13 protein-coding genes and 1 pseudogene are annotated in these 16,288 nt (G+C 59.1%); 2 read left to right on the top strand and 12 right to left on the bottom strand.

What is annotated here, in order from left to right; translation table 11 throughout:
* Positions 1–136 precede the first annotated feature (136 nt).
* The 5 genes from AR456_RS04895 to AR456_RS04875 all read right to left on the bottom strand — a co-directional run bounded on the left by AR456_RS04895 (position 137) and on the right by AR456_RS04875 (position 4,503).
* Positions 137–679: a dihydrofolate reductase gene (locus AR456_RS04895; RefSeq protein WP_021820240.1), complete on the bottom strand. Its 543-nt coding sequence runs from the start codon at positions 677–679 to the stop codon at positions 137–139.
* A complete protein-coding gene (locus AR456_RS04890) occupies positions 676–1,533 on the bottom strand; it encodes a thymidylate synthase (RefSeq protein WP_021820239.1) in 858 nt (285 codons plus the stop codon). The genes AR456_RS04895 and AR456_RS04890 overlap by 4 nt, the downstream gene beginning before the upstream one ends.
* A gap of 176 nt (positions 1,534–1,709) precedes the next feature.
* A complete protein-coding gene (gene lgt / locus AR456_RS04885) occupies positions 1,710–2,504 on the bottom strand; it encodes a prolipoprotein diacylglyceryl transferase (RefSeq protein ID WP_021820238.1) in 795 nt (264 codons plus the stop codon).
* A 77-nt stretch (positions 2,505–2,581) separates the two neighbouring features.
* Positions 2,582–3,373, bottom strand: coding sequence for a sulfite exporter TauE/SafE family protein (locus AR456_RS04880; RefSeq protein WP_021820237.1), 792 nt, complete (start codon positions 3,371–3,373; stop codon positions 2,582–2,584).
* A complete protein-coding gene (locus tag AR456_RS04875) occupies positions 3,373–4,503 on the bottom strand; it encodes a response regulator (RefSeq protein ID WP_021820236.1) in 1,131 nt (376 codons plus the stop codon). Before AR456_RS04875 ends, AR456_RS04880 begins: the two co-directional genes overlap by 1 nt.
* Before the next feature lie 155 nt (positions 4,504–4,658).
* On the opposite strand from AR456_RS04875, the gene AR456_RS04870 reads away from it, so the two are divergent.
* On the top strand, positions 4,659–5,486 hold the full coding sequence (locus tag AR456_RS04870; protein WP_021820235.1) for an NRDE family protein: 828 nt from the start codon (positions 4,659–4,661) through the stop codon (positions 5,484–5,486).
* 98 nt (positions 5,487–5,584) lie between these two features.
* On the opposite strand, the gene ptsP is transcribed toward AR456_RS04870, so the two are convergent.
* Entirely contained in the window at positions 5,585–7,846 is a 2,262-nt protein-coding gene (ptsP, locus tag AR456_RS04865) for a phosphoenolpyruvate--protein phosphotransferase (RefSeq protein WP_021820234.1), read from the bottom strand.
* Positions 7,847–8,044: 198 nt separating this feature from the next.
* Positions 8,045–8,521, bottom strand: a pseudogene (locus AR456_RS20835) (RNA pyrophosphohydrolase); the annotation flags it as partial.
* Positions 8,522–8,756: 235 nt separating this feature from the next.
* On the opposite strand from AR456_RS20835, the gene AR456_RS04855 reads away from it, so the two are divergent.
* A complete protein-coding gene (locus AR456_RS04855) occupies positions 8,757–9,413 on the top strand; it encodes a histidinol-phosphatase (protein ID WP_021820231.1) in 657 nt (218 codons plus the stop codon).
* 176 nt (positions 9,414–9,589) lie between these two features.
* Here the strand turns inward: AR456_RS04855 and AR456_RS04850 are convergent, their stop codons facing one another.
* The 5 genes from AR456_RS04850 to AR456_RS04830 all read right to left on the bottom strand — a co-directional run bounded on the left by AR456_RS04850 (position 9,590) and on the right by AR456_RS04830 (position 16,091).
* Positions 9,590–10,564 carry a malate dehydrogenase gene (locus tag AR456_RS04850; RefSeq protein WP_021820230.1) on the bottom strand — a complete coding sequence of 325 codons (975 nt, stop codon included), beginning with the start codon at positions 10,562–10,564 and terminating at the stop codon, positions 9,590–9,592.
* Between the two features lie 268 nt (positions 10,565–10,832).
* On the bottom strand, positions 10,833–11,315 hold the full coding sequence (gene rsd / locus AR456_RS04845; RefSeq protein ID WP_021820229.1) for a sigma D regulator: 483 nt from the start codon (positions 11,313–11,315) through the stop codon (positions 10,833–10,835).
* Between the two features lie 114 nt (positions 11,316–11,429).
* Positions 11,430–11,954, bottom strand: a complete 525-nt coding sequence (locus AR456_RS04840; RefSeq protein ID WP_021820228.1) for a disulfide bond formation protein B — start codon at positions 11,952–11,954, stop codon at positions 11,430–11,432.
* Positions 11,954–13,597: a glutamate--cysteine ligase gene (gshA, locus tag AR456_RS04835; protein ID WP_031208524.1), complete on the bottom strand. Its 1,644-nt coding sequence runs from the start codon at positions 13,595–13,597 to the stop codon at positions 11,954–11,956. Before gshA ends, AR456_RS04840 begins: the two co-directional genes overlap by 1 nt.
* A gap of 106 nt (positions 13,598–13,703) precedes the next feature.
* On the bottom strand, positions 13,704–16,091 hold the full coding sequence (locus tag AR456_RS04830) for a Tex family protein (RefSeq protein WP_021820226.1): 2,388 nt from the start codon (positions 16,089–16,091) through the stop codon (positions 13,704–13,706).
* Positions 16,092–16,288: the final 197 nt, after the last annotated feature.

Here is a 16,288-nt window from a genome sequence, read left to right as displayed (position 1 = left end):
CTTGACGCCCTGTCCGAAAGAAGACTGTACGAGAATACCAGTGCTGGCCGAAAGATCGTTCTGGGCCAACTGCCAGTACTTGTTGTTCGATTATCCAGACAGTCTGTGCCAGCCCTGCCAATGTCGCAATTGTCTCTCAGCAGCGACGTTCATAGCGGACAAAGCGGTAACTCGGCTGCCCTTCCGCTGGAGCCCCAGCGGTACTGTCGATTTCCTGCCACTGGCTGAGGTCGAATTCCGGGAAATGTGCGTCACCCTCGATCTCGATATCGACCTCGGTGAGATAGAGGCGCTGCGAAATCGGCAATGCCTGTGCGTAGATCTGCGCGCCCCCCATGACAATGATCTCATCAGCGGCATCGATCGTTGCATGCTGATCGGCCAGTTCAATGGCGCTGACCAGGTCATGGCAGACACGCACGCCGTCGTGCTGGAAGGTGGTATCGCGCGTTACCACGATATTGAGCCGGTTGGGCAAGGGGCGACCAATCGACTCGAAAGTCTTGCGTCCCATTACCAATGGCTTGGCCTGAGTCGTGCGCTTGAAGAACTTCAGGTCTTCCGGCAAATACCAGGGGAGTTGGTTATCGACACCGATCACTCGGTTACTCGACATCGCTGCGATCATCGCTACGGGAATCAGCGTATCGAGCATCTGGATGGATGACTGTTCACTCATACCGCCACCTCTGCCTTGATATGCGGATGCGGATCATAGTCCTGAATGGCAATATGCTCGAAGCGGAAATCGAACAGATCCGAGACCGATGCATCCAGTTCCAGCCGCGGCGCGGGCCGCGGTTCACGTGTCAGTTGCTCGCGGGCCTGATCAAGATGGTTCAGATAGAGGTGGGCATCGCCCAGGGTATGCACGAAGTCACCCGGCTTTAGTCCCACCACTTGCGCGATCATCCGGGTCAACAGGGCGTAACTGGCAATGTTGAAGGGCACACCAAGGAAAATGTCCGCGCTGCGCTGATAAAGCTGACAGGACAGTCGGCCGTCGGCAACGTGGAACTGGAATAGACAATGACAGGGTGGCAAGGCCATCTCATCGACCAGAGCAGGGTTCCAGGCCGAGACGATCAAACGCCGTGAATACGGGTTGTTGATCAGTTGTTCAAGCAATCCGGCAATCTGGTCGACATGCCCACCACGCGGATCAGGCCAGCTGCGCCATTGGTAACCATACACCGGCCCCAGATCGCCATTCTCATCGGCCCACTCATCCCAGATGCGTACACCGTTTTCCTTCAGATAGGCAATATTGGTGTCGCCCTGCAGGAACCACAGCAACTCGTGAATGATCGAGCGCAGGTGCAGTTTCTTGGTGGTCACCAGCGGAAAGCCACGGGAAAGGTCGAAGCGCATCTGGTGGCCGAACAGCGAGCGGGTCCCCACCCCTGTACGGTCCGAGCGCTCAACGCCGTTTTCCAGCACTTCACGCATCAAGTTCAAATAGGGCTGTTCAAGAGCGTGCTGTTCGAGAGCAGGCTGCTCGTTGGCGGGTAGACCAGGGTCAGTCAAGGACATCAGCTTCTCGATTTCGGGCAGACGGGAAATGGCCGGGGTTTCAAGCAAATAGTCTAATGAAAATCACCGCTGTCGGCCAGGCGACAGCGGTGTATTCGTCACTCCAGTTGCCATTCCCGTCTCTATCTCCGGAGGCAGGTATGCAACGCTGGAGATCAGCGCGGCCGGCGGGTAGCTCAGGAAGTCTGCTTGCCATCGACCGGCTGTCGACGCGACCACATCGTCAACAGAATACCGCACAGGATCATCGGCAGGCTAAGCAGCATACCCATGGTCACCCACCCAAGAGCGATGAAGCCGAGTTGCGGATCAGGCTGGCGCACAAACTCCACCGAGAAGCGGAACAGGCCATAGCAGATCAGGAACATACCAGAGACCAATCCTCTACGACGCGGTTGCGACGACACCCACCACAGGATGATGAACAGCACCACGCCCTCAAGCAGCGCTTCGTAGAGTGACGAGGGGTGGCGCGCCTCGGGGCCATAGCCTGGAAACGGCATTCCCCACGGCAGATCAGTGACACGACCGGGCAACTCATGATTGATGAAGTTACCGATACGCCCCGCGCCCAGGCCGATAGGCACCAGCGGCGCAACAAAGTCAGTCAAGGTAAAGAAGGCCAGTCCCTTGCGACGCGCGAACAGCAATGCGGCAATCAGCACGCCGATCAATCCGCCATGGAAGCTCATGCCGCCATCCCAGACCTTGAAGATCCACAGCGGATCACCTAGCCACTGCTCCAGACCGTAGAACAAGGCATAGCCCAGACGGCCCCCTGCCACCACCCCAACCGCAGAGTAGAAAAGCAGGTCGCTGACATCATCACGAGTCAGGCCGATGCGTGAGGCGCGACGACAGCCCAACCACCATGCCGCGACAAAGCCAATCACATACATCAGGCCATACCAATGTACCTTGAGGGGCCCGATTGCAATGGCAACAGGGTCAATATCCGGATAACTCAGCATAGGTAAGCAGCTTCCCAGCAAGACAATTGATTCAATAGATCAGAATGGTTGGGACCCCGGGCACCGACAAGGGTTCATCAAGGCAGTAGAAATCCCAGTCCAACAACGACCAACAGCAGCGCAAATGACAGTTTGAGCACAGGTGCCGGCAGGCGATGCGCCAGCCGCACTCCCAGACGTGCGCAGGGTACGCTGGTCACAGCGATGCCGACAAAAGCTGGCACCATCACATAGCCCAGAGCCCCTTCAGGTAAGCTTGTATCACCCCACCCGGTAATCACGAAGGTCGCGGCACCGACCAGTGCAATCGGCAGTCCACAGGCCGCTGATGTACCCACAGCCTGAGTCATGGTCGCACCACAGCGAATCAGCCAGGGCACACTCAGCGTGCCTCCGCCAATACCGAACAGTGCCGAGACACTGCCGATCACTCCCCCGGCGACTATCATCCTGCTGTTACCGGGAGAAGCACTGCCTGCCGCCGGTGAGCGCCCAAATACCAGGCGCGCCGCAACCAGCAACAGGAAGATACCGAATAGCGTGCCCAACTTGCCACCGGATAGGCTACCGGCGACAAATACCCCCAGCACCGCGCCGACGACCAGCCCCGGCAACAGCGCCATCAGCCAGTCACGCCGCACGCTGCCGCGGCGCAGGTGTCCCAGGGCAGAAGATGTTCCTGTTACCGCAATAGTCGCCAGCGAAGTGCCTACCGCAAGGTGCATGGCGACGTCTGGAGAGACATTCAACACTGCGAACACCGCCATCAGGCTGGGGACAATGATCAGGCCACCCCCTACCCCGTAGAGACCTGCCATGGTGCCTGCCAGTGCCCCCAGAAACAGATAGGCCAATACCGACACCAGCATCAGCGGGAATCTCCAGAAAGGGAGGCATCAACCGGCAACCAGGCATCAACTGCCTCGAGTAGGGTCTGAGGGCGATATGGTTTGGCCAGAAAGCCATCCATCCCAGCCTGTAAAAAGCGCTCCTGATCCTGTTGGCTGGCATTGGCGGTCAAGGCAATGACCACGGAACGCTTCCGCTGAGGGGATGCGGCCTCGAGAGCCCGTAACCGCCGACAGGCTTCTACACCGTCTATATCGGGCAGCACGATATCCATGAGAATCAGGTCAACGACCTGGGTATCCAGCAGCTCGATGGCTTCAGTGCCGCTGGTCGCGGTAATGACGCCATAGCCTTCGCGCTCAAGTACCTGACGGGCCAACATCAGGTTAACCGGCCCATCATCGACAATCAGGATGCGCCGGGCCGACCGCGGCACATCATCACTGTCTTCGGCCTCACCATCATCAAGGTTCTCGAGCAACAGACGGACATCCGACAGACGCCGACGCAGCTCTTCGCCATCCTTGATCTGTTCGAGAAGCTCTCGACGTTCCACCAACTCGATGACCGGCGCCAGCGAGCTGGCAATATGGGCCAGATAGCTCGACTTCAGCCGTGACTCGTCGCGCGCCCGCCCCAACGCTGTGGAAAGACGCTGAATTTCGTCACGCAATCGACTCTCGTCATACGGGGCATCCTGATTACTGCGCACCGCGAGAGAGTCTGCGCCGTGAGGGCGATGATGATCGTAAAGGTGAAGTAGCTGGCTGACAGCCTCGACGGCGCTGACCACTCTAGTCGTCAGCGAGGCTTCATCCCGAGCGGGCCGCTGCATACCCAGCAGATCAAAGCGTTGTCCGACCTGCTCCTCGATATCATCCAGCGTACTGTCCAGGCGGCGTTGCAGGCGGTCAACACGGTGGCGGAGCAGCATCAGAAAGATCAATAGATTGAGCGTGGTGCCAGCCACCAGCCCTATCATCAACCATAACGTTGCTCCCCAACTCGTAGCCTCGGGCATCAGCCAATGCAGACTGCCACCCAGCACCAACCCCAACAACAGCAACACCAGTTGTGCGATGGTGACTGGCCACAGGATAGGCATGACCAGCCGGTACCAGATGCGATCCTTGCGTGTATCACCCGCCATGTCGATTCCTGTCGCACGGAAGTGCAAAGAGTGTACGTTGCCGGACAACCTCTTGTCATTGAGCGAACAGGCATGACACCTACTGCGTTCTCAACGCGTGCCCAACACTACATGAAAGGCTTTCGCACAGCCTGGCTTCCCGATAGTCTACAGACATGTGTCTCATCGCCTTTCATTTCGCCCCCGGCACTCCTACCCCACTGGTCCTCGTCGGCAATCGTGACGAGCAGTACTCGCGCGCCACCGCACCATTGGCCACCTGGACCGATCACCCCGAGATCAGTGGCGGCCGCGATCTCCAGGCCGGAGGCAGCTGGCTGGCAGTACATCAGAGTGGGCGCTTCGCTGCACTGACCAATGTACGCGACCCAGAAATCATCATTTCACCGAATCCTCCCAGCCGCGGCCAACTGGTGCGCGATGCCCTGCTGGTCGATGATCTTCACGCCTGGCTGCAACAGCAGGTGGCGGGGGCAGGACTTGCCTTCGGAGGATTCAACCTGCTGGTCGGCAATGCCCAGCAACTCTGGCATCTAGGCCGCAATCGTCGGGGCATGCAGCTCGCCACGGTGTCGCCGGGCACCCACGGGCTATCCAATGCATCGCTCAACAGCCACTGGCCAAAACTATGCAAGGTGCGCGAGGCACTGCGTCATGATGTGAACAACGGCGATGCCGCATCACTGCTGCTTCCGGCCAGCCTGACCAACTTCAGCGATCCTGGCCAGGCTCCGGACGAGAAACTTCCCGATACCGGGGTTGGTCTGGAGCTGGAGCGCTTCCTGTCCTCGGCTTTCATCGTCGGGGACGACTACGGCACTCGCTCGACAACACGGCTGGCCTTGAGCACCTCAGGCGCCATACCTTCCTTCCATATCATCGAGCAACGCTTCGGCGTCCGGGGACAAGCTCTGGGAGAGACACGACTGCAGATTGCCGGCATCGAGCACGCTTCGCTCGAACCTGTCCCTCGCCCCTCCTGATACCTCGCCATGAACCAGGGCGGCTGTTTTCGCGGCACCCCAACACCAGTTCTTCGCTCTTCCCCTCTTCGCTCGCTCTTTCTTCCTGCTTCCGCCTTCTAATCACTTGGCGGCATCAGGTGCGCCAACTGCCACTTCTGCATCCGCGCGGTCAGATGAGCACGCACTTCAGCGGGAGATTCCAGCACCAGGGTTTCCTCAACCAGTTGCATGGCAGCTTGATGCGGGACGCGACGAATCGCCGCGCGTACTCGCGGCAGGCTGGGGCCATTCATCGACAGCGTATCGAACCCCATCCCCATCAACAGCAAGGCACCAGCAGGGTCCCCTGCCAACTCTCCGCAGACAGAGGCCGGAACGCCAAGCTGCTTCGACTCTTCCGCAAGACGATGCAGTGCCGATAGCACTGCCGGATGACAGGAATCGTAGAGGTCGGCGACACGTGGATTATTGCGATCCACCGCCAACAGATATTGGGTCAAGTCGTTGCTGCCGACCGAGAAGAAATCAACACGCCTGGCCAGTGCCCCGAGCTGATAAAGCGTCGCCGGCACTTCCAACATCACGCCAACCAGAGGGCGCTCTACATCAACCCCCTCTTCACCCAATTCGACGATGGCGCGCTCGATCAACTTCAGCGCATCATCGACCTCATTGACGTTGGTGATCATCGGCAACAGGATCTGCAGATTGTCGAGCCCTTGCGAGGCCTTGAGCATGGCGCGCAACTGCACCATCAGCACTTCGGGATGATCAAGCGTTACGCGAATGCCGCGCCAGCCGAGAAAGGGGTTGGCCTCTTCGATGGGGAAATACGGTAGATCCTTGTCGCCACCGATATCCAGGGTACGCATTACCACCGGCAACGGCGCAAAGCTGGTCAGTTGCTCACGATAAAGCCGTGTCTGCTCCTGCTCCCCCGGGAATCGCTCGGTGATCATGAAGGGCACTTCGGTGCGATACAGGCCGACACCACCGATGCGCGGCTTGAGTGACGCCACCGTGTCTACCGCCAGGCCGGTATTGACCATCAAGGTCATATCGTGGCCATCCGGAGTGATGCTGGGCAGGTACTGTTCGTTCTCGAGCAGTTTGACCAGCGCCTGCTCCTCGTCAATCAGATTCTGGTAGTGGCTGACCATTTCCGGCGTGGGACGCACGAACACACGTCCACGGTGACCATCCAGCACCAGTCGAGCGCCACCGAGGCGCGGCATGGGAAGGTCGACCATCCCGGAAACCAGTGGAATTCCCATGGCACGAGCGATAATTGCGACATGGGAGTTGCTCGAACCACGCAGGGAGATCAAGCCAGCGAGTCGATCACGCGGAACTTCCCCCAGCAGAGCAACGCTGATCTCATCACCGATCAGGATGGTATCGGGCGGATATTCGTCCGGGGTACGCGGCGACTCTTCCTGCAGGTGAGCGAGCACACGGCGGCCAAGATCGCGCACATCGGCGGCACGCTCCTTGAGATAGTCATCGTCGACACGCTCGAGATACTGCACATGGCGGCGAACGACATCCGCCAGCGCTCCGGGCGCCCATTGGCCCTCGCGAATGCGCTTCTCGACCTCGTGAGACAACGCTGCCTCACTCAGCATCTGCTGGTAGACCTCGAACAGCGCCAGTTCCTGAGCGGAAATACGGTTGGCCAGGCGCTCACTCGCGGCGCGGATCTCCTCTCTGACTCGGCCAATCGCATGCTGCAGGCGGGAAATCTCGAACTCGACATCGGTCGGCACCAGGTCCGGGACACTGTCCAGATCAGCGAGGGGCGATAACACTACCGCTTCCCCTATCGCCATACCCGGAGAAGCCGCCACCCCAATGAAGGTTGCCTGACCGCCGGGCAGCGAAGGACGCCCAAGACTGCCGGTAGCGATGGCATGTGCCAGCACTCCCGCCAACTGCGCGGCCATGGTCACGAGGAAGGCTTCATCGGCCTCGTCATAACGACGCCGCTCAGACTGCTGAACAACCAACACCCCCAGCATGCGCCGCTGGTGGATAATGGGTACCCCAAGGAAGCTGGAATAGCGTTCCTCGCCGGTAGCCTCGAAATAGCGGAAGCTGGGGTGTGCCTGGGCATCCTCGAGATTGAGCGGCTCCTCGCGACGAGCCACGGTGCCGACCAGTCCTTCGCCCACTGGCAATGCGACCCGGCCAACGGCCTGAGTACGTAGGCCAATGGTCTCCATCAACACCAGCACATTCTGCTCGACATCAAACAGATAGAAGGAACAAACGTCGGTACGCATCGCCTTGCGGATACGTCGCACCATGGTCGACAGTGCAGCCTCGAGGCTACGCGCACTGTTGACCTCCTGAATAATTCGTCGAAGGACGTCGAGCATACTGAAAATCCTGTTGTTGGAGAGGCAGGAACAACGCCATCCTCACCCTGTTGTTCTTGAACCTCGCCGTCCGGTATACCCCCAGCGCTCGGGCTGACACTGCTCTGAAGGACCGTGCTCTGAAGGACCGTGCTCTGAAGGACCACGTCCTGAAGAACCATGCTCAGAAGGACTGTCCCCTAAAGAACTGTGCTCCAGCGCCAGAGTTTGGGCAGGGGGAAGAAGCTCACGCAATGCGCGCCGATACACCTCTCGTTTGAACGGCACCACCTGTCCCAACGGATACCAGTAACTCACCCAGCGCCAGCCGTCGAATTCAGGCTTGGGTGTTCCATCTACACAGATGCGTGTTTCCTGACAACGAATCCGCAGCAGAAACCACTTCTGTTTCTGGCCAATACACACCGGGCGGGAGTGTGTCCGTACCATGCGTCGCGGCAAGCGATAGCGTAGCCATCCTCTGGTGCAGGCCAGAACTTCCACGTCATCAGCCGTCAGACCGATTTCTTCGTGCAGCTCTCTGAACAATGCCTGCTGGGGCGTCTCGTTCGACTTGATGCCTCCCTGGGGAAATTGCCACGCATTCTGCCCTACCCGACGCGCCCAAAGCAGTTGCCCATGGTCGTTGACGATGATGATGCCAACGTTAGGGCGAAAGCCGTCTACGTCGATCACGGGCTTCACCTTATGAAGTCGATATTGGCTTCATTCTTCCACAATGGCTTGAAGCGCATCAATACAACTTCTCGAACCCCTGCCAGCCTTCTGCCATAATCGCCGCTTTTATGCGCTCACCCCATCGCTACAGGAGACCCAGATCTCCCCGGGGTAATCAGCCACGGAAACGCAGCGTGGACGCCTTTCAGGGCATTCAATGCGCTGCTTCCCCAACGCAGAGGACACCCCAGCAGTGAGTCTGGCAATCTTCGATCTCGACAATACCTTGCTTTCCATCGATAGCGACCATGCCTGGGGCGAGTTCCTGCTCGAACAGGGCGCCGTGGATCCCGTGGCTTACCGTGAGGCCAATGACCGCTTCAAGCGGGATTATGATGCCGGGCAGTTGGACATGAATGCCTTTCTGGAAGTCGCACTCAAGCCACTGGCCGAGAACTCCATGGAGCAACTGACAGCCTGGCACCAGCAATTCATGGCCAGCAAGATCGAGCCCAACATCCTGCCGAGAGCCGAAGAACTGATCGCTCGCCACCGCAGCCGCGGCGACACCCTATTGATCATTACCGCGACCAATCGTTTCATCACTGCACCAATTGCCAACCGTCTGGGCATCGATGAGCTGATCGCCGTCGAGCCGGAAATCGACAATGGCCGCTATACCGGACGCATCACTGGCGTGCCGAGTTTCCAGCAAGGCAAGGTTACCCGCCTGCAGCAGTGGCTGGAGGAGCGTGATGACAATCTCGACGGTGCCTGGTTCTACAGCGATTCGCACAATGACTTGCCACTGCTGGAACTGGTCGACCATCCGGTAGCCGTAGATCCCGACGCCACCTTGCGTGACACGGCAGCAGCCAACGGCTGGAAGATCATCTCGCTGCGCGACTGACCCCCTCAGCTACTCTGGTCTCGGTAAACGAAAGGCCCCGTCACTGATTCAGTGACGGGGCCTTTGTTCATCGCTGCCAGAGCCATGGCACTCCAGCGCGATCGGTACTATCCATCGAGAACTGTTCCAACAAGTACCGCTCTATCAAGTACCGTTCCAACAGGTGCCACTACGCATCAGCCAAGCAGATGCTCAACGGCTGCACGCTCTTCGCGCAGTTCCTGCTCGGTGGCCTGCATACGACCACGGCTGAATTCGTCAACCTCGAGGCCCTGCACGATCTCGTACTTGCCGCCCTGGCACTTGACCGGGTAGGAGTACATGATGCCCGGCTCGACGCCATAGCTACCGTCGGAGGGAATGCCCATGCTGACGATGCCCTTGCTGCCCAGCGCCCAATCACGCATGTGATCGATGGCCGCAGAAGCCGCAGAAGCCGCGGAAGAGGCGCCACGCGCCTTGATGATTGCGGCACCACGCTGCTGTACCGTCGGGATGAAGTCGTTTTCGTACCAGTCACGCTCAACCAGGTCGAAGGCAGCCTTGCCGTCGACGGTGCAGTGAGACAGATCCGGATACTGAGTGGCACTGTGGTTGCCCCACACCACCATGTTATCGACATCTGTCACATGCTTGCCGGTCTTCTGGGCCAGTTGGCTCTTGGCGCGGTTGTGATCCAGACGCATCATCGCGGTGAACTGACCCGGATTCAGGTCCGGTGCGTTGCAGGAAGCAATCAACGCATTGGTATTGGCCGGGTTACCGACCACCAGTACGCGAATGTCACGGCTGGCATTGTCGTTGATGGCCTTGCCCTGCACCGAGAAGATGGCGGCATTGGCCTCGAGCAGATCCTTGCGCTCCATACCGGGGCCGCGCGGACGCGCACCTACCAGCAGAGCGAAATCGGCATCCTTGAAGGCAACATTGGGATCATCCGTGGCGACGATGTCCTGAACCAGCGGGAAGGCGCAGTCGTTCAGCTCCATCACCACACCGTTCAGGGCTTCCATTGCCGGAGTGATCTCCAGCAGCTGCAGGATCACCGGCTGGTCCGGGCCCAGCATGTCACCAGCAGCGATGCGGAAAGCGAGGGAGTAACTGATCTGACCGGCAGCACCGGTGATGGCAATACGTACGGGATCTTTCATCATGGCTCCTTAGGATTGTCGCCGTGAGGGAGGCCCGGAGGTTCAGGATGACGGAAATGTCAGGGAGACAGGCCAGCCGAGGCACCTGACCCTCATCAGGCTACGTTCGGGACGCGCCAAATCTTATGCCTGTAATGCTCAAAACTCAATTGACCGAGCACAACCACTGCCTGTCACCGCTCACAGCCAGGCGCGGATTCACCGCGCCAATCCCAGCAGAAAATGCCATGACTGCATGAAACATGGATGCCGGTGGCATGAAATACTGTCAGGAGACACCTTCGACCGGCGCATGAGCCTCATGCAGACGCTGGATCAACTGATCCTCGAGCTCAAAGCGCTCTCGCAAGCCCTTCTTGAGACGATCCAACCAGGCGGGAAGACGTGTCAGATAATGCTGACAACGCACCGGCGTGGCGTAATCCTGGTCAAAGGACAACACCAACTCAGTGGACATCTCGAGACGCTCCAGCAGTTGGTCCGCGAGATGCAGTGCCGCATTATCGTCGAAGGCCTTCGCCTCCTCTCGGAGTTGAGGATACACCTCGAAGTGACCGGCACTGATGTAATCCATCAGCGTCTCACTGAAGGTATCCACTCGCGACCTGGTAATGGTCTCGAGCTCGGCATCACATGAATCATCGAGCGCAGACAGCACTTCCAGCAACTGTTGCCGTTGACCAAGCCAACGGTCGATCAATTGATGAACGCCGCCCCAGCGTTCACGGGCAGACTTACAGTCTTCGAGCATAAGGGCCTCCGGTGCGATTGCCATCCATCACAGCTTGAGCGGAACAACAGAGTCTCCCCAGAAGGCGGCCCTGTCAATCCATCAACGGTAACTCCCTGTTCAACTGTGTACCGCTCAGCCGTTCCACCGATAGCCACATCCACGCTGACGACCACTCATCATCATCGCCACCGGCACAGCCAGCAATACCACAAAGCCAATCATGGTCCAGCCCGGCAATGACAGTCCCAATACTCTGGCACCGACTTCCGCACACTCACCGGAGCCCGAGAGCACCGTTGATACCACCTGCTTCATGGGTAGTACATCAATCATGTAATCAAGCCCAGGTCCACAGCTGGGCACCTGGTCCGCCGGCAACGACTGCAGCCACAGGTGGCGCCATGCCAAACCGATGCCCGCCAGCACCGGCAATGCTGCCAGCAGGCCATAGAGCACGCCTCCGAGGCGTGATTGCGGCGCATGCAACATGGCGATGAAGAACACGATACCCGCAACGATCACCGCCACTCGCTGAAACACACAAAGCGGACAAGGCTCCAGACCAAAGCCATGTTCCAGTACCAATGCCACCGCCATCATCAACACACAGAAGACGAAGCCCAGCAGACTCCATTGACGCAAGTTCCATTCGCTCATCAGCGACGCTCTCCAGTTTCTTTCGGTGCTTCGGCGGGTCTCATCGGGCTCAGTACTCGCGACTGACGGGCCCGCTCAAAGTAGTCAGCAAGGAACTCGGGGAAGCTGGAGCTATCGGCCTCCTCGATCTCGCGCTGCTGATTGTGAGAAGTTTCGACAAGTTGCGCGAGCATTGTTTCGCGTGTCTTGCTGAGCGGTGTTTCAGCCAGGCTCTTCGCCTGCTCCTGAGCCATCGCCACCATCGCGTCGCTGAAGTCCTCATCACGCTCCTGCAGCCGAGCCATGAGGCGTGCCGAAGGTGTCAGTGAGGGGTCCTTGAGCAGTGGCTGCAACTCCTCGATGGCCGAGGCATGCGGGTTACCTTCCTCGAGCTGGTCGAGCAACACTGCGACCTCGCGCAACTGCGCGAAGATATCCTGGCCCCAGTCACTGAGGCTGCGTCGCCCGCCACGATCCACCAGCTCCAGGCCGACCTTGCGACCCTGCTCCACCACCAGACGGCGGTTATCGTCGAGGTGATCACACTCCTGATCACTGATCCACGGGCTTTCCGAGAGCAGGCACCACATCAGGAAGGTATCGACAAAGCGTATCTCGACTGCATCGAGACCCAACGGTGCAAACGGGTTGATATCGAGACAACGCACCTCGATGTACTCGACGCCACGTGCTTCCAGCGCCTGGCTGGGAGTTTCATCATGACGCGCAACACGCTTTGGCCGAATATCGCTGTAGTACTCGTTTTCGATCTGCAGGATATTGGCGTTCAACTGGCGCCAATCGTTCCCCTCGCGGACTCCAATCGCCTCGTAATCGGGCCAACTGGTGGAGATGGCATTGCGCAGGGTATTGACGTAATTCGATAGCGAGTTGAAACAGATCTTCAGTTGATCCTGAACCTTGTTCTGATAACCGAGATCCGACATCCGTAGACTGGTCGCAAGTGGCGACAACAGTGTACGGCGCGCATGGGGCTGAAGCCCTTCCGGTATCCGGTCATCGCTCAGGAAGCTCTGATCCACTGCTGGAGATGCACCGAACAGGTAGAGCAGCAGCCAGCTGTGACGACGGAAGTTGCGGATCAGGTCGAAATAGCGCGCCGAGCGATAGTCGTCGAGCGACATGTCCTCGCACTCATCCAACGTCTTGAGCAGATGCCACAGATCATCAGGCACTGAAACGTTGTAATGGACCCCGGCAATCGACTGCATGATCCGCCCGTAGCGCGCATCCAGCCCCTTGCGATAGACATACTTCATGGTGCCGACATTGGAACTGCCATAGTCGGCAATCGGCACGCTGTCATTGCCATTGAGCCGCGACGGCATGCTCCCCGGCCAGATCCACTCACCGTCCAGATGCTTGTAGGTAAAGCGATGTAGATCGGCGAGGAATTCGAGCGCCTCATCGGGACGGTTGTATACCGGCGTGATGTACTCCAGCAACGCCTCGGAATAATCCGTGGTGATGTGGGGATGGGTCAGCTTGGAACCGAGTGACAGCGGGTGTGGAGTCGCCGCGATGTCGCCATTCTGATTGACCCTGAGCCCCTCCTTCTCGATACCGCGACGGAGACGGCCGAAGCGTCGAGCTGCAGCTGGCCCCCGCAACCGTTCGAGGAGTGATGATAACTTAGTCGACAAGATGAACACCCCGTGTCAGGTAAGGGCCTCGAGGGCCTGCTTCGGGTGGCAAGGATAAAACGGGCGCATGAGCGCCCGTTAGATTATGGGATTCCTGGCCGTGGATTCAAGAACGCTTCTGTTTCGCCTTGAGCAACGCTGCTCCCAGCGCCCCCATTGGTGCGGCAGTTTCCTCGCGCCGCCCCTGACCTTGTGAACGCTGACCTTGTGAACCCTGGCCTCCCCCACGGCGTTGATCGCGACCACCATCACGGCGACGTGACGCCTGACGCTCTGATCCACGTCCGCCAGCGGTAACTTCATCGGGTTCATCATCGAGTCGCATCGACAACGCAATACGTGCGCGGTCGAGATCGACACTCATCACCTTGACCTTGACGATATCACCGGCCTTGACCACGGAGCGTGGATCCTCGATGAAGCGGTCGGATAGCGCCGAGATATGCACCAGACCATCCTGGTGCACACCGATATCAACGAAAGCTCCGAAATGCGTCACGTTGGTCACGCTGCCCTCGAGTACCATTCCCGGCTCGAGATCCTTGAGGGTTTCGACGCCCTCACGGAACTCGGCGGCCTTGAACTCGGGACGCGGGTCACGACCAGGTTTGTCCAGCTCGCTGATGATATCGGTGACCGTCGGCACCCCAAAGCGCTCATCGGCGAAGTCCGCCGGCTTGAGAGCCTTGAGGGTGCCACTGTCACCGATCAGAGCCGACAATTCACGCCCACTGCGTGTCGCAATACGCTGCACCAGCGGATAAGCCTCCGGGTGCACGGCGCTGGCATCCAGCGGGTTATCACCATTCATGATGCGCAGGAAACCCGCGCACTGTTCGAAGGTCTTGGGGCCGAGGCGAGATACGTCGAGTAGATCACGACGATCACGGAAGACGCCCCCTGTATTACGTCGAGCAACGATATTCTCGGCCAGAGTCGAGTTGAGCCCGGCAACACGTGACAGTAGCGCGGAGGATGCCGTATTCAGGTCCACGCCCACGGCGTTTACACAATCCTCGATTACCGTTTCGAGGCTTCTGGACAGCTGCACCTGTGAGACATCATGCTGATACTGGCCCACGCCGATCGACTTGGGCTCGATCTTGACCAATTCGGCCAGTGGGTCCTGCAGACGACGGGCGATAGAGACAGCCCCTCGAATGGTGACATCGAGATCAGGCAGTTCCTTCGATGCATATTCGGAGGCGGAATACACTGAGGCCCCTGCTTCCGACACCATTACCTTGGACAGCTGACGACCACTCATGGCCTTGAGCAGATCCGCGGCCAGCTTGTCGGTTTCGCGACTCGCGGTACCATTGCCCACGGCAATCAACTGCACATCATGCTTCTCGACCAACCTGGCCAGCTCTGCCAGCGAGGCATCCCACTGGTTACGTGGAGCATGCGGGAAGATGGTGCCCTGCTCCAGGAACTGACCAGTCGCATCAACGACTGCCACCTTGCAGCCGGTGCGTAGACCGGGGTCGATGGCGAGAGTTGCGCGCGGCCCAGCCGGCGCGGCCAGCAGCAGATCCTTGAGGTTGGCAGCAAAGACATCGATGGCATCGCCTTCGGCACGTTCACGCAAACGCCCCATCAACTCAGTCTCGATATGGGTATAGAGCTTGACCCGCCAGGTCCAGCGCACGACCTCGGCCAGCCAGCGATCCGCAGGGCGCCCTTCATCGGTCACCCCGACATGACGAGCAATGGCCACCTGAGCTGGGTGCAGAGGTGCCTCGTCCTCACCGGGCAGGCGCAGATTCAGCGCCAACACACCTTCATTGCGGCCACGGAACATTGCCAGGGCACGATGCGAAGGAGCCTTCGCCAAAGGTTCGTCGTGCTCGAAGTAGTCGGAGAACTTGGCGCCCTCCTGCTCCTTGCCACCGATCACCCGGCTGGATAGCTCACCCTCGTTCCACAACCGCTCACGCAGGCCACCCACCAGCTCGGCATCCTCGGCGAAACGCTCCATCAGGATCTGCTTGGCACCATCCAGTGCGGCCTTGGCATCCTCGATAGCGGGAATCTCACCGTCCGCTTCGCGCAGATACGCCTGCGCCTCGCTTTCCGGATCGAGGGTCGGGTCGGCCAACAGGGCATCGGCCAGCGGCTCGAGTCCGGCTTCACGGGCAATCTGCGCCTTGGTACGACGCTTCTTGCGATAGGGAAGATAGAGATCCTCGAGGCGCTGTTTGGTATCCGCAATGCGAATGCTTGCAGCCAGCTCCTCGGTCAACTTGCCCTGCTCGTCGATTGCCGCAAGCACAGCGGTACGACGCTCTTCCAACTCACGCAGATAGCCGAGGCGTTCCTCGAGCGTGCGCAGCTGGGTATCGTCCAGGGCGCCGGTGGCTTCCTTGCGGTAACGGGCGATGAAAGGCACTGTCGCGCCGCCATCCAGCAATTCCACTGTAGCGGCGACTTGTGAACTCTTGACCGACAACTCATCGGCCAGGCGAGCAATGATCTTGGCGTTTGCGTCCATGAATACCCTGGCATTACGACATCTATATACAAGTGGCGCTCAAGGTATCACAAAGCGCACCTCAGCGGGCACTGTCGATGGCAACAGCGACGCGCATCAAGCCAGTCGCGTGTGAGCAGCGCTCTCAGGCTCATAGCGGCAGATTGAATGGTTCACGGCAACTCACCTCGAACACCTTCTCATGACATCAAGGCAGC

It is taken from the genome of Halomonas huangheensis (assembly GCF_001431725.1).
GTDB classification, from domain to species: Bacteria; Pseudomonadota; Gammaproteobacteria; order Pseudomonadales; family Halomonadaceae; genus Halomonas; species Halomonas huangheensis.
This window is presented reverse-complemented; position numbering and strand designations above follow the sequence as displayed.

Excerpts from the sequence above, each read along its gene's own strand:
- AR456_RS04895 (WP_021820240.1), bottom strand. The coding sequence starts at position 679 with ATGAGTGAACAGTCATCCATCCAGATGCTCGATACGCTGATTCCCGTA.
- AR456_RS04890 (WP_021820239.1), bottom strand. The coding sequence starts at position 1,533 with ATGTCCTTGACTGACCCTGGTCTACCCGCCAACGAGCAGCCTGCTCTC.
- lgt (WP_021820238.1), bottom strand. The coding sequence starts at position 2,504 with ATGCTGAGTTATCCGGATATTGACCCTGTTGCCATTGCAATCGGGCCC.
- AR456_RS04880 (WP_021820237.1), bottom strand. The coding sequence starts at position 3,373 with ATGCTGGTGTCGGTATTGGCCTATCTGTTTCTGGGGGCACTGGCAGGC.
- AR456_RS04875 (WP_021820236.1), bottom strand. The coding sequence starts at position 4,503 with ATGGCGGGTGATACACGCAAGGATCGCATCTGGTACCGGCTGGTCATG.
- AR456_RS04870 (WP_021820235.1), top strand. The coding sequence starts at position 4,659 with ATGTGTCTCATCGCCTTTCATTTCGCCCCCGGCACTCCTACCCCACTG.
- ptsP (WP_021820234.1), bottom strand. The coding sequence starts at position 7,846 with ATGCTCGACGTCCTTCGACGAATTATTCAGGAGGTCAACAGTGCGCGT.
- AR456_RS04850 (WP_021820230.1), bottom strand. The coding sequence starts at position 10,564 with ATGAAAGATCCCGTACGTATTGCCATCACCGGTGCTGCCGGTCAGATC.
- rsd (WP_021820229.1), bottom strand. The coding sequence starts at position 11,315 with ATGCTCGAAGACTGTAAGTCTGCCCGTGAACGCTGGGGCGGCGTTCAT.
- AR456_RS04840 (WP_021820228.1), bottom strand. The coding sequence starts at position 11,954 with ATGAGCGAATGGAACTTGCGTCAATGGAGTCTGCTGGGCTTCGTCTTC.
- AR456_RS04830 (WP_021820226.1), bottom strand. The coding sequence starts at position 16,091 with ATGGACGCAAACGCCAAGATCATTGCTCGCCTGGCCGATGAGTTGTCG.